Genomic DNA, 23,256 nt, shown 5'->3' with positions numbered 1-23,256 from the left:
TTTTAATCTTCAAAGGTAAGGTATTCGCCTTCCAGAGAGGCATAATAGAGTTCTTTTAGATCTGTGATGGAGGCACGGGCGCTGGTGGCTTCTGTCACGGCTTTTTTTACTGCATTCTCTTCGGACTTGGGGACCAGGACCTGGAGCTTTACATCCTCGGTGTACCGGGAATCCGTGATGGGGATGCCGCGCTGGCCGAAAAGGTATTGAAGTTTGCCGACACCGTTGTAGTCTGTGCCGATTTCCAGGAGAATGCCGTGGTGTTTTGTGATGATGCGGCTGCAGGCCAAACCTTCCTGGACGGCTTTTGAATAAGCTCGGACAAGGCCGCCGGTTCCCAACAGTGTGCCGCCGAAATACCGGGTAACGACTACGGCTGTATTGTAGAGATCCTCGCCTAAAAGGACGTCCAGCATGGGTTTGCCGGCTGTACCTGAAGGCTCTCCGTCATCGCTGCAGCGCATGGTTTCTTTGCGCTCGCCTATGACATAGGCATAGCAGTTGTGGGTGGCATTCCAGTATTTTTTGCGCATTTCTTCTATGAAGCTTAAGGCTTCCTCCTCGGTTTTTACCAGTCTTACGGTGGCGATGAAACGTGATTTTTTCTCAATAATTTCTCCCTCGCCGCCCTCGTAAATCGTGTTGTATTGTTCCAGCATGGGGGTCCTCCTTTTCCTGCATGGGGCAGAATTTTGTCTGGGATTATCATATCACAAATCGGAACATGCGGGTAGTGGCTGATAAAAATGTATTTTTAAAGTTATAACATTTCTCTTAAATTCCATTAAATTTATAAGTTCTACTTTATTTCGCTATGCCATTTTGCTATAATAGGGACGTATACTGCTTATATTGCCCTCTTATCTTTACCGGGAAACAGAATGGACAGGCCATTGTTCGGCCGTATTTTGTATAGACGGTATGGGTATGGTATATAATCAGGAAAAGGAGGCAAACTACATGAATTTTGGAAAACGTGCGACTGACAAGAAGCGCAACTCGCTTTCCTCCCGCTCCACTATGATGGGGAAGAAAGCACACGTTTCTTTTATACGCATCATTTTCATTTCCCTGATTGCCATTATGGTAATCGGCGGCTGCGTAGGTTTTGGTGCCTTCAAGGGACTGCTGGATAATGCGCCGGATATTGAGGACGTTAATATTATGCCAATCGGTTCAGCAACCTTTGTCTATGATTCTGACGGCAATCAGCTTCAGAAACTGACAGCACCTAATTCCAACCGTATGCCGGTCACTATTGATAAAATTCCTCTGGACCTGCAGCATGCAGTAGTCGCCATTGAGGACGAACGTTTTTATGAACACAATGGTATTGATTTGCGCGGTATTGTCCGTGCGGGGGTAAAGGGTATCACCAGTGGTTTTCATTTCTCAGAGGGTGCCAGTACCATTACACAGCAGCTTCTGAAAAACAATGTATTCAAAGACTGGACCAATGAGTCTGTGGTAGAGCGTTTCAAACGTAAATTCCAGGAACAGTACCTGGCTATCCAGCTTGAAAAACAGCTGAAGGATAAGGACAAGATTCTGGAAAGCTATCTGAATACGATCAACCTGGGCAATGGCAATTATGGTGTACAGGCCGCCGCACACGGCTATTTCAATAAGGACGTCAGTGAACTGACGCTCTCAGAATCCACAGTGATCGCTGGTATCAGCCAGAACCCCACGCGTTTCAACCCGGCAGTGAACCCGGAGGAAAATGCAAAAAGGCGTAAAGATGTCCTGGAACATATGCTGGACCAGGGTTATATCACCAAGGAACAATATGATGAATGTCTGGCAGACAATGTCTATGACCGGATCCAGGCAGTGGAATCCGAATCCTCTGAGGAGGACGATACTTATTCCTACTTCATTGACGAGCTGACAAGACAGGTGATCGACGATCTGATGACACAGAAGGGTTATTCCGAACAGCAGGCCTACAATGCCCTGTACAGCGGCGGTCTGCGTATCTATACAACACAGGACCCGCAGGTTCAGCAGATCTGCGATGAGGAATACGGCAATCCGGAAAACTTCCCTGCAGGTACGCAGGTGGGGCTTGATTACGCACTGACTATCGCGCATCCGGATGGAACAGAAGAAAATTTCAGTAAGGAAATGATGACTTCTTATTTCAAGGAGCAGGACCCGAACTTTTCTCTTCTCTTTGACAGCCAGGAACAGGCAGAATCCTATATTGAAACCTTTAAGGCAGCCAAGACCGAAGATGGAAGCACCGTCATTGCGGAGCAGAAGTATTTTACGCCTCAGCCTCAGTCTTCCATGTGCATTATGGATCAGCACACAGGATATGTGAAAGCCATCGTGGGAGGACGCGGTGAAAAGGCCACCAGTTTATCGCTGAACAGAGCAACCAGAACGGTAAGGCAGCCCGGTTCTACTTTTAAGATCGTTTCCACTTATGCACCGGCGCTGAACGAATGCGGCAAGACACTGGCAACCGTCTATGACGATGAATATTATGAATATGTAAACGGCAAACCGGTAAACAACTGGCTGACAGGCAGCTTTGGCGGCCCTACCACCATCCGGGAAGCCATCGTTAATTCTGTCAACGTTGTGGCAGTAAAATGTATCACAGATGTAACCCCTCAGCTTGCTTATGAATATCTGCTGAAATTCGGCTTTTCCACCATTGTGGACACCATGACTGTGGATGGAAAGGTGTACTCTGATATCGGACAGCCTACCGCTCTGGGCGGTATCACAAGGGGTGTCAGCAATCTGGAACTGACCGCTGCCTATGCGGCGATCGCCAATAACGGAACTTATATCAAGCCTATGTTCTACACCAAAATTCTGGATGAGGACGGCAATGTCTTCCTTGACAACACACCGGAGAAGACAAAAGTCATCAAACCCAGCACCGCCTATCTGCTCACAAGCGCTATGGAGGATGTTGTGGACCACGGTACCGGAACCAGGCTTCAGCTTAACAACATGCATGTTGCCGGTAAGACAGGTACCACAGAGGGTTATAATGACCTTTGGTTTGCAGGCTATACACCATATTACACCTGCACAGTCTGGTCAGGATATGATGACAACACGAAACTGCCTTCCGGCGATTACAGAACCTATCATCAGGATTTATGGCGCAAGGTCATGCAGAGGCTTCACGAGGACAAGACAGATACAGACTTCAAGATGCCGGCAACCGTAGAAAAAACTACCGTCTGCAGTGAGACAGGACTTCTTCCCAATTATGCCTGCCCTACTATCACGGAGTATTTTGAAACAGATGAAATTCCGAAGAAGCGGTGTAATGTACACTCCAATAAAGTATACACGCCGCCTGCAGAGGAAAGCAATGAGCCTTCCGATACACCGACGGATACGCCAACAGACAACAACGGCAATCCGCCGACGGATAACAACGGCGGCACACCAACGGATAATCCCGATGACACACCGACAGATAACCCCGGAGGCGACACACCTACGGACAATCCTGATACGCCCGATACTCCGGATACACCGGATAACCCGGACACACCGGCTCCCCCTGAGGGAGGCGGCGAGGACCCCGGCGGCGGCGAGACAGAATAACGCATAAAAAAAAAGCATTTCCAACCTAATCCGATTGGAAATGCTTTTTTATTCCCTTTTATTATTTGCTGAGGATCAATTTCGCTGCGCCATAGATTCCCGCATCATTGCCCAGAGTCGCAAGTTTGATCTTTGTATCCTTGCAGGCTGTAAATGCATACTGTCTGAAATACTTTTCAACACAGTCGATCAGGACCTGTCCGGCCTTGGAAACCCCGCCGCCGATCACGATCACATCCGGGTCAGCCACACAGGAGAAGATAGCCAGTGCATTGCCCAGATAGCGTGCAAACTGATCTACCACTTTCGCTGCCAGCGCGTCTCCGTCCTTATAGGCATCGAACACATCCTTTGCTGTCACATTCTCCATACTGCGCAGTATGGATTCTTCCTGGCCGGAGGCCATGGCACGTCTCGCCAGTCTTGCGATTCCGGTTGCTGAAGCATACTGTTCCAGACACCCTTTGTTACCGCAGTTGCAAGCCTCCTCTTCCTCCATCTCCACAGATGCGTGTCCAATCTCGCCGCCGGCCCCGTGTGCGCCTGTGACCATTTTTTCATTGACAATGATACCGCCGCCTACACCGGTTCCCAGAGTGACCAGGATCAGGTTTTTAGAGCCCTGACCGCCGCCCTTCCACATCTCGCCCAGTGCTGCCACATTAGCGTCATTTCCGGCTTTTACCACAAGACCTGTCAGTTCTGCCAGTTCCTTTTCAATGTTTTTTCTGCCCCAGTGAAGATTTACCGCACAGGCGATCTCTCCGTTCTCATCTACCGGTCCGGGGATTCCGATTCCCACGCCGGCTACATCCTCTTTCGCGATCTTCTTCTCTTCCATCTTAGCCAGAATGGTTTTTGCTATATCAGGAAGGATCTCTTTCCCCTCGTTCTCCACGCGGGTCTTGATCTCCCACTTCTCTTCCACTGTGCCGTCTGTCTGAAACAGTGCACATTTTACGCTTGTTCCTCCCAGATCTATTCCAAAACACCATGCAGTCATCAGTCTTCGTCCTCCTCGTTTCTCTTCTTTGCCATATTCTCCTGTACACGGCGGTACAGCTCCTGTGCCGCATTATAGCCCATCTTTTTCTGTCTGTGATTAACAGCCGCGGATTCCACTATGACAGCAAGGTTTCTGCCCGGACGGATAGGGAGAGAATGGCATACGATCCTGTTGCCAAGAAATTCTGTATATTCCTCCTCCATACCCAGACGGTCATATTCTCTGTCCTTGTTCCACTCCTCCAGCTTGATGACAAGGTCAATAGACTGGGTGTTCTTCACGCTTTCCACACCGAACAGGGTCTTCACATCAATGATTCCGATGCCGCGCAGTTCGATAAAATGGCGGGTGATATCCGGCGCTGAACCTACCAGCGTCACATCACTGACACGACGGATCTCCACCACGTCATCACTGACAAGGCGATGTCCCCGCTTGATAAGCTCCAGAGCTGCCTCACTTTTTCCAATACCGCTCTCACCCATGATCAGCACACCTTCACCGTATACATCCACCAAAACACCGTGGATGGAAATACACGGCGCAAGCTGTACATTCAGCCAGCGGATGATCTCAGCCATAAATGTGGAGGTTGTCTGCTCTGTCACCAGAATGGGCACCTCGTATTTCATAGCCAGATCCAGCATATCTTCATCGGGCTCCGTCATGGTACTGAATATCACACAGGGAATCTGGCTGGAGACAAAACGCTCAAAAGCCTCTATTTTCTTCTCACGTCCAAGATGAAGCAGGTATGTGTACTCTACATATCCGATTATCTGTACCCGCTCATTCTCAAAATGCTCCAGATACCCTGTCAGCTGCAGTGCTGGACGGTTAATATCCGGTGTGGTGATTCTTTTTTTGGAAATATCAATATCCGGTGTCTTATTATACAGTCTTAGTTCCTGTATCAGCTTTTTCAGTTCTACACCTTTCATATGGCACGCTCTCCTTTTCATATTCTTCCTATTTAGTTTATCATAAGGCATTTGGAAGTTCAACAAGCCTGTCCAAACTATTCCTTTTTTTCTTGTTCCTCATGAAAAAAACGGTAAACAGCTTCCGCTGCCCGCTCATTCATGGAAGGAACTGCCTTTAACTCCTCAAGGGATGCCTCCCTCATCTTATCCGGCCCCTGGAACTGCTTCATAAGCGCCTTTCTTCTGGTCGGCCCAATACCGGGGATATCGTCCAGAATGGAATGCACCTGCCCTTTGCTTCTTAAGGATCGGTGGAATTCAATGGCAAAACGGTGGGCTTCATCCTGAATCCTGGTGATCAGTTTAAAACCTTCGCTGTCCCTGTCTATGGGAATCTCCTCATTGTTGAAATACAGACCTCTGGTCCTGTGCTTATCATCCTTTACCATACCGCAGACCGGAATCTGCAGGTTCAGTTTGTCCAGCACTTCCAGGGCAATATTGACCTGCCCCCTGCCGCCGTCCATCATGATCAGGTCCGGGAAACGTGTAAAACTGCCGAATTCCTCATCCAGATTTTCCTTTCTCCTGGCTTCCTGCTCATCCAGGCCGTGCACAAAACGCCGAGTCAGGACTTCTTCCATACTGGCATAGTCATTTGGTCCCTGCACAGATTTGATACGGAATTTTCGGTAATCGCTGCGTTTTGGCTTACCCTTCTCATAGACGATCATGGAACCTACAGACTGGAATCCGCTGATATTGGAAATATCATAGGCCTCTATCCGCTCCAATCCCGGCAGGGCCAGTTTGCCGGCAATCTCTTTCACAGCACCGATGGTTCTGCCCTCCTCACGCTTGATACGCTCCTTGTCCTGGCTGAGTACAAGCTCTGCGTTCCTCTGGGCCAGCTCCACCAGCTTTTCCTTGGTTCCTTTCTTCGGAATCCGTATGTGCACTTTCCTTCCCTTTCTCTTTTCCAGCCACTGAGTGATCACTTCGCGGTCCTCAATCTCCTCCTGGATCATGATTTCTTTTGGAATAAAGGGTGTTCCCGCATAGAACTGTTTCAGGAAGCTGGAAATGATCTGGGCCCGCTGGTCCTCCTTGGCAACTTTCAGGTAGAAATGATCCCTTCCTATGAGCTTGCCGCCGCGGATAAAGAATACCTGCGCCACTGCGTCCTCTCCATCCTGGGCAACCGCCACAACGTCCTTGTCCTCCCCATGCTGGTCTGTGATCTTCTGCCTCTCCCCGATCCGCTTTACACTCTGTATCAGATCCCTGTACTGGGCTGCATCCTCAAAATTCATCTCCTGGGAGGCTGCCAGCATCTTTTCTTCCAGTTCTTTTAAGATTTCCCTGTGGTTTCCGTTGAGGAAATCCAGCAGCTTATCCACCTTTTTCCTGTATTCTTCCTTTGAAATATATCCCTGGCAGGGCGCGTCACACTGATGGATCTGGTGATAGAGACAGGGGCGCTCCTTACCGATATCCTTGGGAAGATTTCTGCTGCATGTTCTGAGGCGGTAGAGCTTTGTGGTAAGCTCCACCACATCCTTCACCGCCATTGCGCTGGAGTAGGGGCCGTAATAGCGGGATTTATCTTTTTTCACTCTGCGGACGATCTGTATCCTGGGATAATCCTCCCCCACAGTGACTTTAATAAAGGGATACGTCTTGTCATCCTTCAATAGAATGTTGTATTTTGGTGTGTGTTCTTTTATGAGGTTGCACTCCAGGACCAGAGCCTCCAGCTCGGAATCTGTGATGATATATTCAAATCTGGCGATCTGCTCCACCATCTGTTCCTTACGGATTCCCAGATTACGGCTGCCCTGAAAATACTGGCGCACCCTGTTTTTCAGGCTGATGGCCTTGCCCACATAGATGATGGTGTCGTCAGCATCGTGCATGATATAGACACCGGGCCTGGCCGGCAGCTTTTTCAGTTCTTCCTCTATGTTAAACATGTATTCCTCCTCACAGCTTCCGGTTGTAAAAATATCTGTCTGCCCGGAAATATTAAAGAAAAAGAAGTTACCGCCATGCGATAACTTCCTTTATTCTATCATATCCTCCTGTTAAAAGGAACAGGTGTACGATTATTTTTTTTCTTCCTCTTCCGCTGTGCTTCCTGACACGGTGTGGATCACCGGATTCTGCTCGGGTTCCGAAACTGCGGGAGCTGCTGTCCCGTTCTCCGCATCCATCGGCCCGTTTATCGCCGGGGCTGCCGGAGCTGCTGCATCTCCTGCTGTCCCGTTCTGCGCATCTGCCGGTACGTTTATCGCCGGGGCTGCTGAAGATCCGTCTTTTTCAGCAATACGTTTCTTCTCCTCCGGCTCCTTGATTCCCTTGATCTCCCTGAAAATCTTCATGAACTCTTTGCCTGTGATCGTCTCACGCTGGATCAGGAAATCAGCGATCTTATCAAGCGCTTCCCTGTTGGCACTGAGCAGGCGTTTCGCCTCATCGTAGGAAACCTTCAGAAGCTTCATCACTTCATGGTCAATCTCTGTTGCTGTTGCATCGCCGCAGTTTAACACCGCGCGGCCGTCCAGGTACTGGCTCTGGGTATCTGCAAGTCCCATAAGACCGAAACGGTCAGACATACCGTACTGGGTTATCATGGCACGGGCCACTTTTGTAGCCTGTTCAATATCGTTGGCGGCACCTGTAGTCACAGTGTCAAACACGATCTCCTCTGCCGCACGGCCGCCCAGATATCCGACCAGCATGGCTTCCAGCTCTTTTCTGGTATTCAGGAATTTCTCTTCCTCCGGCACATGCATGACATACCCCAGGGCACCCATGGTACGCGGTACAATGGTGATCTTCTGAACCGGTTCGGAGTCCTTCTGGAGCGCGCTCACAAGAGCATGGCCCACTTCATGGTAAGAGACGATCTTGCGCTCCTCTGCGCTTAAGATCCTGTCTTTCTTCTCCTTACCTACCAGTACTACCTCCACGGCTTCCAGCAGGTCCTTCTGGGAAACTGCCTTTCTGCCGTTCTTGACAGCCAGGATAGCTGCCTCATTGATCATATTCGCCAAGTCAGATCCTACAGCTCCTGACGTTGCAAGGGCAATCGCCTCCAGATCCACGGTCTCATCCAGAGAGACGCTTTTTGCATGTACCTTGAGAATATTTACCCTGCCCTTCAGATCAGGCCTGTCTACGATAACGCGTCTGTCAAAACGTCCCGGACGCAGAAGTGCCGGGTCCAATACTTCCGGCCTGTTGGTTGCCGCAAGGATCAGAAGACCTTTTGATGTATCAAATCCATCCATCTCAGCCAGAAGCTGGTTCAATGTCTGTTCACGCTCATCATTGCCGCCGAATCTGGTATCACGTGTCTTTCCGATGGCATCGACCTCATCAATAAAGATGATACACGGGGCATTTTTCTTGGCTTCCTCAAACAGATCCCGCACACGGGAGGCACCCACACCTACGAACATTTCCACAAAGTCCGAACCGGACAGGGAGAAAAACGGAACATGGGCTTCTCCGGCCACTGCCTTGGCAAGCAGCGTCTTACCGGTTCCCGGAGGGCCTACCAGCAGGGCACCTTTGGGCAGCTTGGCACCAATGGCCGTATATTTCCCCGGATTGTGAAGGAAATCAACCACCTCCTGGAGAGATTCCTTGGCCTCATCCTGGCCTGCCACATCCCGGAAGGTGACTCCGGTCTCTTTCTGCACATAGGCTTTGGCCTTGCTCTTACCGACGCCGCCCATCATACCGCCGCCTTTATTCATCCGGCGGAACATAAAGCTGAACAGGGCAACCATCAAAACAACCGGTATCAAAATACTCAGCAGGCTGTATATCAGCTCTCCTGCTATGTTGGGCTGCTCCTTGTCAAAACTTTTAACACCTGCTTTTTCAAGACGTTTGGTAAGTTCACTCAAATCCTCCATCAGTGTAACCGTCTTGGTCTGCGCTGCCATGCCAGTACCATGCTTCAGGGTAACTGTCAGAGTATCGGATTTCAGAACTACACTCTCTACTTCCCCTTTGTCCAGCATTGTGATAAATTCACTGTAATCAATTTTGCTGGTATCTTTTTTGCCTATATTTGTCATCATATTCATACAGAGCAGCATGACTATGATACAAATCAGGAGCACCAAAAGGGACTGCTTATTTTGAGGACTTTTTTTATTTGGGTCCTGGTTTCTATTTTGGTTTTGATCCATCTCTTTCCTCCTATTATTATCTCTTCTATTATACGGATTGGGGCTTGATAAATCAATAAGAAGATTGTGAAAAAGCCGACACATTTATAAAACTTTTGTTAATTTCCCTGTTATTCTGTGTAATCTGAACAAAATGATATATTTTTCCCTTAGCTACTGGAATTTCCTCTATCTTTTGTAGTATACTATGGAAGGCGACATCACATACCCCAATATTTTGTAGAATAGAGGCATAGAAAAAAATGAAAATCGGATTTGATAATGACAAGTATTTGTCCATGCAGTCAGAACACATCCGCCAGCGGATCAATCAGTTTGACAACAAACTGTATCTGGAATTCGGCGGAAAGCTTTTTGACGACTACCACGCATCCAGGGTTCTGCCCGGCTTTGCCCCTGACAGTAAGCTTCGCATGCTGATGCAGCTCAGCGATCACGCAGAGATCGTTATTGTTATCAGCGCCGGTGATATTGAGAAAAATAAAGTCCGCGGGGATTTAGGCATTACTTATGATATTGATGTGCTCCGCCTGATAGACGCCTTCAGAGGCAGAGGCTTTTATGTGGGAAGCGTTGTCATCACCCAATATTCCGGGCAGAACAGCGCCAATAAATACAAAGATAAGCTGGAAAAACTGGGCATCAAAGTTTATCTGCACTATCCCATAGAAGGATACCCCAGCAATATTCCCCTCATCGTGAGTGATGAAGGCTACGGCAAAAACCAATACATTGAAACCACCAGACCCCTTGTGGTTGTCACAGCACCCGGTCCCGGAAGCGGAAAAATGGCCACCTGTCTGTCCCAGCTCTACCACGAGCACAAAAGAGGGGTCCATGCAGGCTATGCAAAATTCGAGACCTTCCCAATCTGGAATATCCCGCTGAAGCATCCGGTAAACCTGGCATACGAAGCGGCGACAGCAGACTTGAATGACGTAAATATGATCGACCCCTTCCATCTGGACGCTTACGGTGAAACTACGGTAAACTATAACCGAGATGTGGAGATTTTCCCTGTGCTGAGTGCAATCTTCGAGCGCATCTTCGGACAGTGCCCATATCAGTCCCCAACTGATATGGGTGTCAATATGGCAGGAAACTGTATCATTGACGACGAAGCCTGCAGGGAAGCCTCCAAACAGGAGATCATCCGCCGTTACTATCAGGCCATTGACGGCCAGGCCGAAGGGACCCGCACACAGGAGGAAGTTTTCAAGCTGGAACTTCTCATGAAACAGGCTCATATTTCCACAGAAGACCGCAAGGTCACATCAGCGGCTCTTTTAAGAGCCGAAGTGACAGGATTCCCTGCCGCTGCGCTGGAGCTGGAGGACGGCCGCATTATCACAGGAAAGACCTCCGATCTGCTGGGCGCCTCCGCTGCACTGCTGCTCAATACCTTAAAGGAGCTGGCAGAGATACCTCATGAGACCCATGTTATTTCCCCGGCCTCCATTGAGCCTATCCAGAAGCTGAAAACAGCCTATCTCGGAAGCAAGAATCCTCGCCTGCACACAGATGAGGTGCTTATCGCCCTTTCAAGCTCCGCTGCAACCAGCGATGTAGCTAAGAAAGCACTGGAACAGCTTCCAAAGCTGAAAGGCTGCCAGGTACATTCCTCTGTGATGCTGTCCGCTGTGGACAGGACTATTTTCCAGAAGCTGTCTGTGCAGCTTACCTGTGAACCGGTCTACGAACACAAAAGATTATATTAAAACCAAGCAAAAAAACAGCACACCATATTCTGCATGGGGTGCTGTTTTTATATAAAATCTTATTTTTTATTCCTCATAACCGTTCGGATTGTTTGACTGCCATTTCCAGGAATCCGCACACATTTCCTTGATTCCGAATTCCGCTTTCCATCCCAGTTCTTTTTCCGCTTTCTCTGCACTGGAATAGCAGGTGGCAATATCGCCTGCACGGCGGTCTTTGATCACATACGGGATTTTTACGCCGGTTGCTTCCTCAAAGTTTTTCACAATGTCGAGAACGCTGTAGCCGATGCCGGTTCCCAGATTGTAAACCTTCAGGCCTGCTTTCTCCTCAATCTTCTTCAGGGCTTTCACATGGCCCTTTGCCAGGTCTACCACATGTATGTAATCGCGCACGCCGGTTCCGTCCGGGGTGTCATAGTCATTGCCGAATACGCCCAGTTCTTTTAATTTACCCACAGCTACCTGTGTGATATATGGCATCAGGTTGTTAGGGATTCCGTTGGGGTTCTCTCCGATCATGCCGCTCTTATGGGCTCCGATGGGGTTGAAGTAACGCAGAAGCACTACATTCCATTCCGGATCAGCTTTCTGGATATCCATTAAGATCTGCTCCAGCATGGATTTTGTCCAGCCATAAGGGTTGGTGCACTGTCCTTTCGGACACTCTTCTGTGATAGGCACAAAAGCCGGGTCCCCGTATACGGTTGCGGAGGATGAGAAAATGATATTTTTTACGCCATGTTTTCTCATGACATCCACCAGAGTCAGGGTTCCTGCAATATTATTCTCATAATATTCCCAGGGTTTCTGTACAGATTCCCCTACAGCCTTCAGCCCTGCAAAATGGATACAGGAATCAATGCTCTCTTTCTCGAAAACAGCATTCAGCGCATCCCTGTCAAGAATGTCTGCCTTATAAAAGGTAACCGGTTTGCCTGTGATCTTCTCCACTCTCTGTAAAGATTTCTCACTGGAGTTACTGAGGTTGTCCAGTACCACTACATCATATCCTGCAGTCTGCAGTTCCACTACCGTATGGCTTCCGATGTAACCAGCACCGCCTGTCACTAAAATTGCCATTTTACAACTCCTCCTTCTAACTATCCTGTTTTAAAACATATTTTCTGTTCATAACTACTTTAACACTTTTTTCCTGAAAAGAAAAGGAAAATTTTTCTCTACCTGTATTTATCTACAATGGCGTTCATGGCTGAGAGCTTTTTCTCCATATCCGCAACCAGCTTGAACTGTGTACGGCACCGGTCCAGATTATGACCCTCCCGGTGTGTCTTGAAATAAATGTCCCCGTCCAGATAATCGGCCAGAAAGCGCATTCCGCATTCATACGTCATAACCATGGCGCCTATGGGCAGCATGTCCAGCTCCTTATCTGTCAGACTGCCTGCGCAGCCCTCCACAAATCCCTTTGTATACAGCTCAAACAATTCCATGTCACATGAGACTTTTGACAAATCCCTCTCATCCTCATCCGCAGTACTGGCGCCGAAACGGATGGAATCCCCGAAATCATTGACTGCCAGTCCCGGCATTACCGTATCCAGGTCAATGATACAGATTGCCCTGCCTGTCTTATCATCTATCATAATATTGTTGAGCTTTGTATCATTGTGGGTCACCCGAAGAGGCAGCTTCTTCTCAGCCTGCAGCTCCCCCAGCACATGGGCCAGGTTCTCCCGCTCCAGCACAAACCGGATCTCCCTCTGCACGCTGCCGGCGTAACCGCAGGTATCACGTTCCACGGCCGCCTTAAAATCCTCAAGCCTGCTTGCCGTGTTGTGGAAATTTACGATCGTCTCGTGCAGGGTCTCTGCCGGATAATCCGACAGCATTCCCTGGAAATGCCCGAAAGCAACTGCACTCTGGTAGAAATCTTCTTTGTTCTCCACCTTGTCATAACAGCTTGCGCCCTCGATGAACAGATACGCTCTCCAGTAATCACCGGCACGGTCCAGATAATAAGGCCTTCCGTCCCTGGCATGGATAATGTTCAGGGTCTCCCTGTCGGCATCTCCGCCGTTTGCCAGAATCTTCTTCCTGAGCCAGGATGTGACACCCACAATATTCTCCATCAGCTCCACAGGTTTGTGGAAAATACTCTTATTCATCCTCTGGAGGATATATCTCCTCCTGCCCTGCTCCGTCTCAAATACCAGACGGAAGGTATCATTTATATGTCCGCTGCCGTATGGAATCTCCTCCACCAGCTTTCCCGGAAATGCAAAGTTCTCAATTACCTCTCTGCGTATCAGTTCCTCGCCGCTCACTTGTTATTCCTCCCAAAGTTTCTCCGGATAGAGGCCGCTTTCTTTTAATGTTCTGATGGCAGCAACTACCACCGGCTTATCCTCTTTATATGTAACACCGTACCATTTATCCATGGATTTGAGGACTTCCACTGTAGCCTTGTCTTCTGCCAGCAGCTCACCCACCACTGAGGGCAGGAAATACTCACACTTCATGGGATTGCTCTGCAGGTTTTTCTCAAGGAACAGGGGGAATCTGTCTCCAAGCTCTTTCAGTATGCTGGCTGTAAAGCCCCACATATTCATGGAAACCGTGCTTCCCTTTGGAATCTCTGTCCATGTTCTGCCTTCATCCTCTGTGTAAGCCGCTCCATCCGGCCGCTTCTCAATATGGGTCCTCTCATGGATTCCCACAAGATAATGGTTTTCGTCTGTCTCGCAGACGCCTCTTGCCACGTGTCCGTTCTCCGTGAGAGTATTCTCCAGCACATAGCCAACCATGGTATAACGGTATTTGTCATTGTCCTCATGTGTGGTCAGGTAATCATAAATCATCCGAAAGGCATGGGCACCGTAGTAATCATCTGCGTTGATGACTGCAAAAGGCGCATCCACCACGTCCATACAGCTAAGTACCGCGTGTCCGGTTCCCCAGGGTTTTACCCTGCCCTCGGGCACTGAAAATCCCTCCGGAATATTCTCCAGCTCCTGGAATACATATTCCACCTGGATATGTCTGCTCAGACGGTCACCGATCGCCTCACGGAAATCCTTCTCATTGGCTCTCTTTATTATAAATACTACCTTTTTAAATCCTGCCTTCACTGCGTCATAGATGGAAAAATCCATAATGATATGCCCCTGTTCGTCAATGGGGTCAATCTGTTTCAGGCCGCCGTAACGGCTTCCCATCCCTGCTGCCATAACTACTAATACCGGTTCTTTCATCTTCATTGCTCCTCCTTACGAATGCATTTTCCGGATGCAGGTTATCTCTTTGTTCCTGCCTGTTACCCATTATACTACACATCCTTTTTTTTCACCACATGTAAAAGCAATGGAAAGATACACTTTTTCAGTATACCATATTTGTACGATTGTTCTTTACACAATTTGATATGTTATTTATCTTAATAAATTCTTAAATTATATTTTTCTGCAGAAATCTACAATTTTTGACGATTTTTTTATGCATATAACACTATAAATAGAGTAAGCGCATCTAAATTTGACAAGTTATATCCTACAGGCAGACATAATATTTTTACTGGAAATGCAATCTGATTGTACAAATGCGGTTTTTGTTTTGACCTGGTGATATTTCTGATTACAGACAGCACCCCCTGCATTTCTTGCTGTTTTTTTTCCGTAATAGTCCAACTGACGAAACTGTATGGTTTTTCTGAAAAAGTTGTTTTATAATGTATTCATGCTATGGAGGTGTCTTATGCCGTTTGAAAGTCTTGAATTAAGAGAAGATATCAGTATCTCCAAAGTTGTCACCATACACTATTTTGAATATATGAGTGACTTTAGCTTTCCCGGTGAATCCCATAATTTCTGGGAATTTCTCTGCGTTGACAAGGGAGAGGTAGATATCATGGCAGGTGACCGGCCCCACACACTGAAAAGGGGACAGATCGCTTTCCACAAACCAAATGAATTCCACAGTCTGAAGGCCAATGGCCGGATCGCGCCAAATCTGGTGGTCATTTCATTTGAATGTAACTCTCCGGCTATGCAGTATTTTGAGGAGCTGATCACAGATATCAGTGAGACAGCCCGCTATCTCATGGCCCAGATCATCTATGAGGCAAGACGATGCATCGCCACACCGCTTGATGACCCGTATACCACACATATGGAGCGGCTCCCGGAAGCTGCATTCGGTTCAGAACAGCTCATCAAGCTTTATCTGGAGCAGCTCCTCATACACCTTGTGAGAGAGCAGATGAAAGGCCGCAGCACAGCGCCTGCTGTTGTCAAATCCATCAAGCAGAAAAACGATGCCATCATTTATAAGCGGATCACCACTTACCTGGAAGAACATATCCGCGAACATCTGACCATTGACGAGATCTGCAGGGCAAACCTCATCGGGCGTTCCCAGCTTCAAAAACTTTTCCGGGAGCAGAACCAGTGCGGTGTCATTGAATATTTCTCACGGCTTAAAATCGAGCTGGCCAAACAGCTCATACGGGAGAACCATCACAATTTCACCCAGATATCAGACTTTCTCGGCTATACTTCCATCCATTATTTTTCCAGGCAGTTTAAAAAGCTTGCAGGCATGACCCCTTCCGAATATGCCTCATCCATCAAGCTGCTTGCCGAAAGGCCATAATTCTGAAACTTCTTTCAGAATTTTATCATTGTTTTACAAGACTATTCATATTATAATGAAGAAAAAGAGCACGGTTCAATGGGGGCTCGCAATAAAGGAGAATGTGTTATGAAAATCTACAGAACAAAAGACTACGATGAAATGAGCAAAAAGGCAGCACACATCATTGCTGCTCAGATTGTATTAAAACCTGACTGCGTTCTCGGTCTGGCTACCGGATCAACACCGGTGGGCACATATAAGAACCTGGTGGAATGGTATAAAAACGGAGATTTGGACTTCTCCACACTTTCCTCCTGCAATCTCGATGAATACAGAGGCTTAAGCCCGGAAAATGACCAGAGCTACCGTTACTTCATGAACACAAACCTGTTCGACCATGTAAATATCCGCAAGGACCACACCTTCGTACCGGACGGACTGCAGGAGAACAGTGACCAGGCCTGCCAGATGTATGAGCAGATCATCCGTGACTTAGGCGGTATTGACCTGCAGCTTCTGGGCCTTGGCCATAACGGACACATCGGCTTCAACGAGCCAGCAGAGGACTTCCCGAAGATCACACATTGTGTTGACCTGACAGAGAGCACCATCCAGGCCAACAAGCGTTTCTTTGAAAAAGAATCCGACGTACCGAGACAGGCTTACACCATGGGGATCGGCACCATCATGAGCGCAAAGAAGATCCTTGTTGTGGTAAGCGGTGAGGACAAAGCGGAAATCCTGAACAAGATCATCAATGGACCTATCACACCTCAGGTTCCTGCATCCATTCTGCAGCTTCACCCGGATGTGACCATCGTTGCCGACAATGCAGCACTTTCCAAAGTAAAATAACCTTTGACCATCTCTTTTATTTTAAAAGAGGGAACAGCCATCTTGACTGCTCCCTCTTTTTTATCATTTCCTTTTATCTCATTTTCAAAAGTTCTTTCATTTTCAACTTGTTCCCATAATGCAGAACGGAGGCGCTGTACACTCTTATGGACACTGCTGCGATCACAAGGATAAAGATGAGCAGAAGTCCCATGGAGACTGCCAGATCCCCGGCTTTCATCCCTCCGGTCAGAAGAGTGAACGGCACAGAGAAGGGGGAGGAAAACGGCAGGTACATGGCAAACTTGGTAAGTCCGCTGCTTCCGCCTCCTGCAATAGCTGTGAAATACCCCAGATAAAAGCTTCCAAGGCTGATGAACATCACAGGCATCATGGCAGAATTCAAATCTTCCACTTTGCTCACAGCCGCGCCGCACACAGAGTTCATCACTGCGTACAGGGAATATCCGAGGACAAAATAAACCAGTAAGATCAACAGTGTGAACGGCGTAATACTTGAAAAATCAATGGGCACTCCGCCTATGTTAAAATTGGAAGGAACAAAAGCGGTATAACATATAAGGGCAAAGGCAATAATCCCCACCATCTGAAGAAGTCCCAGTACACCCATTGCCAGACATTTTCCAATCAGGATCCTGGACGGCTTTGCAGAGACGACCAGGGTCTCCATAACACGTGATGTCTTCTCAGACGCCACGGACATAGCCACGCCGTATCCATAATAATATACTGCGAAAAACATGATAAATACCACAGCAAGCCCCAGAATATAACCGGTAATGTCCATATCACCTGCTGCTTCCTCCGTGTATGGCAGGGAAATGGTAGACCTGGCTATGGTTTCACCGTCAACACCGCTCTCCTCCAGGATATTCTTCTGCCATATTTTATTACAGATATCCGATATTTTCTGGGAGCTTATGCCCTTCATGAAATTGGCATTCACCACACGGATATAGGGTAGACCGTCCTTCTCCTCAATGGAGATCAGAGAATTGTTCTCATTCTCCCTGATATCGCTACGGATACCTTCCTCCTCTTCCTTTTCCGCTGCCTTAAAATTCCTGTCCGGATATACACTTTTCAGGGTATCCAGATTCTTCTCAAAAATCCCTGTCTGGTCAACCAGATAGCAGATGGCCGCGTCATCGCTTACAGCCGCCTGTTCTGCGGAATTTTCCGTACCGGTCTGTTCTTCCTCCCCGCTGCCCTTCACTGCGGAAATAATACGGGGGGCCAGACACAGGGCCAGCACCATGATCATAATGATCACGGTAGATACAATGAAGGCCTTCTTTCTGGCAGCCTCTTTTAAGGTATATGCAAATACGGTTGTTATCTGTCTCATTCTGTCTCCCCTGCCTTTCTGACAAAAATCTCCTGTAGAGATGGTTCCCTGATTTCAAATTTGTCGGGATAGATTCCCGCGTCCAGCATTCTCTTCAGAAATCTGTGTGCCATCTCATCTCCGTCAATTTTATACTCTGTCTCAGCGGCACGTTTTTCAAAGACCTGAAGGCCTTCCTCCTGTGCCATTCCATCCACATCTGCATTGACTGTGACGCATAGATTTGTATGCCCAAAGGCTGACTTTATCTCTTTTAAATTACCCTGCAGGATTGTTCTGCCACGGTTCAGGATTAGAAGATTCTTACAATATTCCTCCACAGTCTCCATCTGGTGGGTGCTCAGGATAATGTATTTCCCTTCGTCCACAAGCTCAGACACCAGATCCCTGAGCATCTTTCCGTTCACCGGGTCCAGACCCGAGAATGGTTCATCCAGAAAAACAAGCCTTGGGTTGTGGATGATTGCAGAGATGAGCTGGATCTTCTGCTGGTTTCCTTTTGAGAGCTTTTCGGCCGGCATGTTTTTATACTCCATAACCTCAAGGCGTTCCATATAGCCAAGAGCCGCCTTCTTCGCTGCTTCCCGCTTCATGCCCCGGAGCATGCCGAAATAGACAAGCTGTTCCAGAACCTTTGTCTTCATATAGATGCCGCGCTCCTCCGGCAGATAACCGAAAGCCAGCGTCTCCCTGTTGATTTTCCTGCCGTTCCACTGGGCTTTCCCCTCATCAGCTTCCATGATACCCAGTATTGTCCGGATCGTTGTGGTCTTACCGGCTCCATTGGTTCCCAGAAGGCCAAATACCCCCGGTGTCTCCATGGAAAAGGACAGGTGGTCAACCGCGGTTTTTTCTCCGAACCGCTTCGTCAGATTTTCCACTACTAAACTCATATACTCCTCCTTGTTTCATACCTCTTAACGTTTCTTTTCATAGCTGCACATATATAGAACATTCTGGAACGTCCAGATAATTCCCAGTATAAGAAATGGCAGTACGCCAATGTCTACCGCAACAGTCAGCATCAGCATAAAAATAAAGATTCCTGTGTACAGAACAAAGGAATTTTTGTAGACAATATAGGCCGCTTCATACATCCTGGCCTTTTCCTGTTCATCACAGCTTCCGACCCAATCCCGGTTAAAATGAAGGGAAAGGGCATTTCCTTTTTTCTCAGGGTTCATTTTCTTGGTCTGCTCCACCAGCAGATGCTCTGAAAAAGCACACCACAGACTGTACAGTACAAACAGCGTTGACATGACTACAATGTTGGGCAGACTCTGTGCTCTGTGAAACGCATAGACAATGTTAACGCCGCTCAGCACCATTGTGATGGTAGCACAGCATGTTATGATTCCCTGACAGCGGTTGTTGTACTTTTCTATCTGTTCCGCTATCTCGTCATCCTCTCCATCCCAGTCCCGGCATTTCTTTCTGACACTCATAACCATATATATATTGGCAATACTGCCCAAAATGGACATAAGTACGATCAGATAAAAGGCGCCCCTGCCAATGACACTTTCCAAAAACCTGCCCAATTCCTCCACATCCCTGCCGTGATCGCCGATGACTAAAGCTCCGACACCGCCGAAGAGACCACTGACCAGAATGATTATCATAAATTCCAGATATCCTTTTTTCTCTTTTCTATTCCTATTCATTCCCGTCCTCCACATACCAAAAAATATCCTCCACAGACGCTCCGCATTCTTTGGCTATTTTAAGCGCCAGCGTAACAGACGGAGAGTAATCTCCACGCTCGATCAGGCTGATGGACTGCCGGGATGCTCCGACACGCCGCCCCATTTCCTGCTGGTTGATATCCAGTTTTGCCCTGTATTCTTTCAGGCGGTTGTGCAACGACATTCCCACCCCTCCTTTATGACAAAATCCTTTGTCATTTTGACAACTTTTCTTGTCATTGATTATAGCACCTGACAAAGATAGTTGTCAACCGGATATATAAAAAAACGGTGATGCCGCTGTTATATGGCAGAAGCCCAGCAGCGTGATCACCGTTTCGCACTGTTTTATTTCATTGATACCTGGTTATCGATACAGATAATCCTCGTTTTTCCGTTTTTCCCATATATACAAAACCACCAGGACACCTGCACATACCAGGGTACCGAGAAAGATTCCCAACACACTGAAATTAATTACAGATATCACCTGTCCGCTGAAGTTAATGATAAAATGGCAGAGCATGGATGCCTTCAGGGTACCGTATTTCTTAACCAGTCTGCCCAGGATCAGACCCATTAAAAAGGCATAACAGCCCTGTATCAGATTCATATGGTAAAGGCCGAAAAACAACGCCTGGAGGAAATTCGCCGCCCAGAAAGGAAAGCTTCTCTCCAGTATTTTCAGACAGAGCCCGCGCATGAGAAGCTCTTCCGCCAGGGGTGCCATCACGACCACATAGAACATAGACAGTATGGATGGCTCCGCCATGCCCAGCCCTTTCATCACTTCCATATAATGCCCCATCAGATTTGGTGCCACCACTGCAAGTATATTGAGAAGGCTGGTGACCGCAAACTGGATGAACAGGGCCACAAAAAAGATTCCCAGAATTGCGCCTGAGTTAAGAGCGGCCTTGTGGCCTCTCTCCAGATAAGCGGCACGTCTGTCAGCCATCACCCTGCGGTACCAGAAATATCCCGCCAGCAGAAAGATCCCGTAGGAGGCAGCACTGACAATATACACATACTGGTTCACTACATAATCCATGACCGGCGACTGGTACACATGGATCGCGGTCATAAATTGGCCTGTCAAAAGTATAAGAACCTGTCCGCCCAATGCCGCGGCAATCTGAATGATATACATAAGGGCAATGGGTGTCAGACTCAGCAGCAGTGTCTTTGCTTTTTCTATCATTCCTTGTTATGCCTCCAGGTCTTTAAAATGGAACTGCTTTTTGCCGCCCGCGTAGTCCCCCACAATCTGTCCGCTGCCGAACAGTTTATATTTATATGTCACAAGCCCCTCCAGTCCCACGGGACCCCGGGCATGGATTTTACCGGTACTGATTCCCACTTCCGCGCCGAATCCGTAGCGGAAACCGTCAGCAAACCGCGTGGAGCAGTTCTGATATACACCGGCAGAATCCACAAGCTGCATAAAGGTCAGCGCAGTGTCCCTGTTCTCTGTGATAATGCAGTCTGTGTGATGGGAGCCGAACCGGTTAATGTGTTCCACTGCTTCCTGTACACTGTCCACCAGTTTCACAGATAACACCAGATCCAGATACTCTGTATCAAATGCGTCCTCCTCCATGATTTCACAGGGAATGATTTCTGCCACTTCACGGGTTCCTCTCACTTTTACATGGTTCTCTCCCAGAGCTTTGCTTATGACCGGCAGAAACTCCTCTGCTGCCTCTCTGTTTACAAGCAGCGTTTCCACAGCGTTGCAGGCTGCTGTATACTGTGTCTTGGCATCTATGATTATGGGGACTGCCTTTTCCTTATCGTAACATGCATCCACATAAATATGGCACACCCCGTCGGCATGACCCATAACCGGTATTTTCGTATTGTTCATAATATACTGTACAAACTGATTGGAACCTCTGGGAATGAGCAGATCTACTGTCTCATGGCAGGACAGCAGTTCGTCGATCTCATTATGAAGCTCGGCCTGCAGCATACACCCTTCCGGCACGCCTGCATGCACGGCTGCCTGATAGATGATCTCAAACAGAACTTTGTTGGTCCTCGCTGTCTCTTTGCCGCCTTTTAAGATGGCACAGTTCCCACTCTTTAAACAGAGGGAAGAAATCTGTACCAGCGCGTCCGGCCTGGCTTCAAATATGATGCCGATCACACCGATGGGACACGTCACCCGGTAAAGTTCCAGACCTTTATCCAGTTCCCTGGCAAGCTGCACCTTTGAGAGCGGGTCCGGCAGTTTGATGAGTTCAGCGATTCCGGCGGTTACATCCTGCAGCTTATGCTCATCGAATTTCAGTCTTTTCATCACAGCTGCCGCGATCCCTGCCTTTTCAGCCGCTTCCATATCCTCATGATTGGCTTTGAATATGGCTTCCCGGTTAGCAAGAAGAGCGATTCTTACTGCCTCTAAAGCGGCATTTCTCTGCTCCCCGCTGAGGGCTGCCATGCGGAAACTGTCCTGTTTCATTTTTCTGGTTGCTTCTTTTATATTCATAGGTCTATCCTCCTGTTCTGTTTTGCTCTCTGTTACCATTCGATTTTCTCCACCGGTATGGGGTGGTCATTTTTTGTTATCTCTGTCACTTTACCGCTCCTGAATCGGATCACACGGTCAGCCATGGGGGCCAGCGCAGAGTTGTGGGTAATGATAATAACAGTCATGTGTTCCTTGCGGCAGGTGTCCTGCAAAAGCTGCAGAATCTGTTTGCCCGTATTATAGTCCAGAGCACCTGTGGGTTCATCACAGAGTAAAAGCTTGGGGTTCTTGGCGATCGCCCTGGCAATGGCTACCCTCTGCTGCTCACCGCCGGAGAGCTGTGCCGGAAAATTAGATGTCCGCTCCGCAAGCCCTACTTTTCCCAAAACAGTGGCTGGGTCCAGGGAATCTTTGCATATCTGTACAGCCAGCTCTACATTTTCAAGGGCGGTTAAGTTTGGAACAAGGTTATAGAACTGAAATACAAAGCCCACGTCATTGCGTCTGTATGTGACCAGATCCTTTGCTTTATATTCATTTACATGTCTGCCGTCCACAATGACCTCTCCCTCGGTGGCACTGTCCATACCGCCCAGAATATTAAGAGCTGTGGTCTTCCCTGCTCCCGATGCACCCAAAATCACCGCCAGCTCGCCTTTTTCCACAGAAAAACTGGCGTCATCCAGAGCTCTGATCTCCACTTCATTTTTACTGCCGTATATTTTTTTCACATGTTGGAATTCTATAAATGACATGCTTCTATCCTTCCTGCATTCTAAATAAAAACGCCTCTGCCGTTAGGCACCACTGCCGTTAAGCACACTCCGGCCCTGGGGCCAGATGTTATTTCCCATTATATCTCCATTTTGAC

General features: G+C 48.1%; 19 protein-coding genes. 4 read left to right on the top strand and 15 right to left on the bottom strand.

Annotated features, from left to right (window positions below; all coding sequences use genetic code 11):
• Positions 1-2 precede the first annotated feature (2 nt).
• A complete protein-coding gene (locus WMO65_RS17930; RefSeq protein ID WP_054353535.1) occupies positions 3-659 on the bottom strand; it encodes a YigZ family protein in 657 nt (218 codons plus the stop codon).
• 301 nt (positions 660-960) lie between these two features.
• On the opposite strand from WMO65_RS17930, the gene WMO65_RS17925 reads away from it, so the two are divergent.
• The gene (locus tag WMO65_RS17925; RefSeq protein ID WP_033140721.1) at positions 961-3,579 is read left to right on the top strand and encodes a PBP1A family penicillin-binding protein; all 2,619 of its coding nucleotides are present in this window, start codon (positions 961-963) and stop codon (positions 3,577-3,579) included.
• Between the two features lie 61 nt (positions 3,580-3,640).
• On the opposite strand, the gene WMO65_RS17920 is transcribed toward WMO65_RS17925, so the two are convergent.
• The 4 genes from WMO65_RS17920 to ftsH form a co-directional block, all read right to left on the bottom strand.
• Entirely contained in the window at positions 3,641-4,582 is a 942-nt protein-coding gene (locus tag WMO65_RS17920) for an ROK family glucokinase (protein ID WP_148393536.1), read from the bottom strand.
• Positions 4,582-5,526: an HPr(Ser) kinase/phosphatase gene (hprK, locus tag WMO65_RS17915; protein ID WP_033140723.1), complete on the bottom strand. Its 945-nt coding sequence runs from the start codon at positions 5,524-5,526 to the stop codon at positions 4,582-4,584. The genes WMO65_RS17920 and hprK overlap by 1 nt, the downstream gene beginning before the upstream one ends.
• 77 nt (positions 5,527-5,603) lie before the next feature.
• On the bottom strand, positions 5,604-7,481 hold the full coding sequence (gene uvrC, locus WMO65_RS17910; RefSeq protein WP_033140724.1) for an excinuclease ABC subunit UvrC: 1,878 nt from the start codon (positions 7,479-7,481) through the stop codon (positions 5,604-5,606).
• A 132-nt stretch (positions 7,482-7,613) separates the two neighbouring features.
• On the bottom strand, positions 7,614-9,713 hold the full coding sequence (gene ftsH / locus WMO65_RS17905; protein WP_148393535.1) for an ATP-dependent zinc metalloprotease FtsH: 2,100 nt from the start codon (positions 9,711-9,713) through the stop codon (positions 7,614-7,616).
• Positions 9,714-9,955: 242 nt separating this feature from the next.
• Here ftsH and WMO65_RS17900 point away from each other — a divergent pair, with 242 nt between their 5' ends.
• Positions 9,956-11,431, top strand: a complete 1,476-nt coding sequence (locus WMO65_RS17900) for a DUF1846 domain-containing protein (protein ID WP_033140726.1) — start codon at positions 9,956-9,958, stop codon at positions 11,429-11,431.
• Between the two features lie 66 nt (positions 11,432-11,497).
• Here WMO65_RS17900 and galE read toward each other — a convergent pair whose 3' ends face one another.
• The 3 genes from galE to WMO65_RS17885 all read right to left on the bottom strand — a co-directional run bounded on the left by galE (position 11,498) and on the right by WMO65_RS17885 (position 14,646).
• Positions 11,498-12,514, bottom strand: a complete 1,017-nt coding sequence (galE, locus tag WMO65_RS17895; protein ID WP_033140727.1) for a UDP-glucose 4-epimerase GalE — start codon at positions 12,512-12,514, stop codon at positions 11,498-11,500.
• A gap of 98 nt (positions 12,515-12,612) precedes the next feature.
• The gene (locus tag WMO65_RS17890; RefSeq protein ID WP_187370677.1) at positions 12,613-13,719 is read right to left on the bottom strand and encodes a phosphotransferase enzyme family protein; all 1,107 of its coding nucleotides are present in this window, start codon (positions 13,717-13,719) and stop codon (positions 12,613-12,615) included.
• A gap of 3 nt (positions 13,720-13,722) precedes the next feature.
• Positions 13,723-14,646, bottom strand: coding sequence for a nucleotidyltransferase family protein (locus WMO65_RS17885; RefSeq protein WP_103731803.1), 924 nt, complete (start codon positions 14,644-14,646; stop codon positions 13,723-13,725).
• Positions 14,647-15,145: 499 nt separating this feature from the next.
• Here WMO65_RS17885 and WMO65_RS17880 point away from each other — a divergent pair, with 499 nt between their 5' ends.
• Together WMO65_RS17880 and nagB are read left to right on the top strand one after the other, a co-directional pair.
• On the top strand, positions 15,146-16,042 hold the full coding sequence (locus WMO65_RS17880) for a helix-turn-helix transcriptional regulator (protein WP_033140729.1): 897 nt from the start codon (positions 15,146-15,148) through the stop codon (positions 16,040-16,042).
• 108 nt (positions 16,043-16,150) lie between these two features.
• The gene (nagB, locus tag WMO65_RS17875; protein ID WP_033140730.1) at positions 16,151-16,879 is read left to right on the top strand and encodes a glucosamine-6-phosphate deaminase; all 729 of its coding nucleotides are present in this window, start codon (positions 16,151-16,153) and stop codon (positions 16,877-16,879) included.
• A 73-nt stretch (positions 16,880-16,952) separates the two neighbouring features.
• On the opposite strand, the gene WMO65_RS17870 is transcribed toward nagB, so the two are convergent.
• The 7 genes from WMO65_RS17870 to WMO65_RS17840 form a co-directional block, all read right to left on the bottom strand.
• On the bottom strand, positions 16,953-18,227 hold the full coding sequence (locus WMO65_RS17870) for an ABC transporter permease (protein WP_148393534.1): 1,275 nt from the start codon (positions 18,225-18,227) through the stop codon (positions 16,953-16,955).
• Entirely contained in the window at positions 18,224-19,120 is an 897-nt protein-coding gene (locus tag WMO65_RS17865; RefSeq protein ID WP_033140732.1) for an ABC transporter ATP-binding protein, read from the bottom strand. Before WMO65_RS17865 ends, WMO65_RS17870 begins: the two co-directional genes overlap by 4 nt.
• 24 nt (positions 19,121-19,144) lie before the next feature.
• Positions 19,145-19,891 (bottom strand): DUF3169 family protein, encoded by a 747-nt coding sequence (locus WMO65_RS17860; RefSeq protein WP_033140733.1) that lies wholly within the window; start codon positions 19,889-19,891, stop codon positions 19,145-19,147.
• Positions 19,884-20,096, bottom strand: coding sequence for a helix-turn-helix transcriptional regulator (locus WMO65_RS17855; protein ID WP_349064592.1), 213 nt, complete (start codon positions 20,094-20,096; stop codon positions 19,884-19,886). Before WMO65_RS17855 ends, WMO65_RS17860 begins: the two co-directional genes overlap by 8 nt.
• 183 nt (positions 20,097-20,279) lie before the next feature.
• Complete coding sequence (locus WMO65_RS17850; RefSeq protein WP_148393533.1) at positions 20,280-21,113, bottom strand: CPBP family intramembrane glutamic endopeptidase; 834 nt, start codon at positions 21,111-21,113, stop codon at positions 20,280-20,282.
• Between the two features lie 6 nt (positions 21,114-21,119).
• Positions 21,120-22,403 (bottom strand): glutamate-5-semialdehyde dehydrogenase, encoded by a 1,284-nt coding sequence (locus WMO65_RS17845; protein ID WP_148393532.1) that lies wholly within the window; start codon positions 22,401-22,403, stop codon positions 21,120-21,122.
• 32 nt (positions 22,404-22,435) lie between these two features.
• Positions 22,436-23,140, bottom strand: a complete 705-nt coding sequence (locus WMO65_RS17840; protein ID WP_033140735.1) for an ABC transporter ATP-binding protein — start codon at positions 23,138-23,140, stop codon at positions 22,436-22,438.
• Positions 23,141-23,256: the final 116 nt, after the last annotated feature.

This window comes from Blautia caccae (assembly GCF_040095955.1).
GTDB lineage: Bacteria > Bacillota > Clostridia > Lachnospirales > Lachnospiraceae > Blautia > Blautia celeris.
The sequence above is the reverse complement of the archived record's forward strand: the minus strand, read 5'-3'. Positions and strand labels throughout refer to the sequence as shown.

Excerpts from the sequence above, each read along its gene's own strand:
- WMO65_RS17900 (WP_033140726.1), top strand. The coding sequence starts at position 9,956 with ATGAAAATCGGATTTGATAATGACAAGTATTTGTCCATGCAGTCAGAA.
- WMO65_RS17930 (WP_054353535.1), bottom strand. The coding sequence starts at position 659 with ATGCTGGAACAATACAACACGATTTACGAGGGCGGCGAGGGAGAAATT.
- hprK (WP_033140723.1), bottom strand. The coding sequence starts at position 5,526 with ATGAAAGGTGTAGAACTGAAAAAGCTGATACAGGAACTAAGACTGTAT.
- WMO65_RS17850 (WP_148393533.1), bottom strand. The coding sequence starts at position 21,113 with ATGATAGAAAAAGCAAAGACACTGCTGCTGAGTCTGACACCCATTGCC.
- WMO65_RS17870 (WP_148393534.1), bottom strand. The coding sequence starts at position 18,227 with ATGAGACAGATAACAACCGTATTTGCATATACCTTAAAAGAGGCTGCC.
- WMO65_RS17860 (WP_033140733.1), bottom strand. The coding sequence starts at position 19,891 with ATGAATAGGAATAGAAAAGAGAAAAAAGGATATCTGGAATTTATGATA.
- WMO65_RS17920 (WP_148393536.1), bottom strand. The coding sequence starts at position 4,582 with ATGACTGCATGGTGTTTTGGAATAGATCTGGGAGGAACAAGCGTAAAA.
- galE (WP_033140727.1), bottom strand. The coding sequence starts at position 12,514 with ATGGCAATTTTAGTGACAGGCGGTGCTGGTTACATCGGAAGCCATACG.
- WMO65_RS17925 (WP_033140721.1), top strand. The coding sequence starts at position 961 with ATGAATTTTGGAAAACGTGCGACTGACAAGAAGCGCAACTCGCTTTCC.
- WMO65_RS17880 (WP_033140729.1), top strand. The coding sequence starts at position 15,146 with ATGCCGTTTGAAAGTCTTGAATTAAGAGAAGATATCAGTATCTCCAAA.
- WMO65_RS17840 (WP_033140735.1), bottom strand. The coding sequence starts at position 23,140 with ATGTCATTTATAGAATTCCAACATGTGAAAAAAATATACGGCAGTAAA.
- ftsH (WP_148393535.1), bottom strand. The coding sequence starts at position 9,713 with ATGGATCAAAACCAAAATAGAAACCAGGACCCAAATAAAAAAAGTCCT.
- uvrC (WP_033140724.1), bottom strand. The coding sequence starts at position 7,481 with ATGTTTAACATAGAGGAAGAACTGAAAAAGCTGCCGGCCAGGCCCGGT.
- WMO65_RS17845 (WP_148393532.1), bottom strand. The coding sequence starts at position 22,403 with ATGAATATAAAAGAAGCAACCAGAAAAATGAAACAGGACAGTTTCCGC.
- WMO65_RS17855 (WP_349064592.1), bottom strand. The coding sequence starts at position 20,096 with ATGTCGTTGCACAACCGCCTGAAAGAATACAGGGCAAAACTGGATATC.
- WMO65_RS17885 (WP_103731803.1), bottom strand. The coding sequence starts at position 14,646 with ATGAAAGAACCGGTATTAGTAGTTATGGCAGCAGGGATGGGAAGCCGT.
- WMO65_RS17865 (WP_033140732.1), bottom strand. The coding sequence starts at position 19,120 with ATGAGTTTAGTAGTGGAAAATCTGACGAAGCGGTTCGGAGAAAAAACC.
- nagB (WP_033140730.1), top strand. The coding sequence starts at position 16,151 with ATGAAAATCTACAGAACAAAAGACTACGATGAAATGAGCAAAAAGGCA.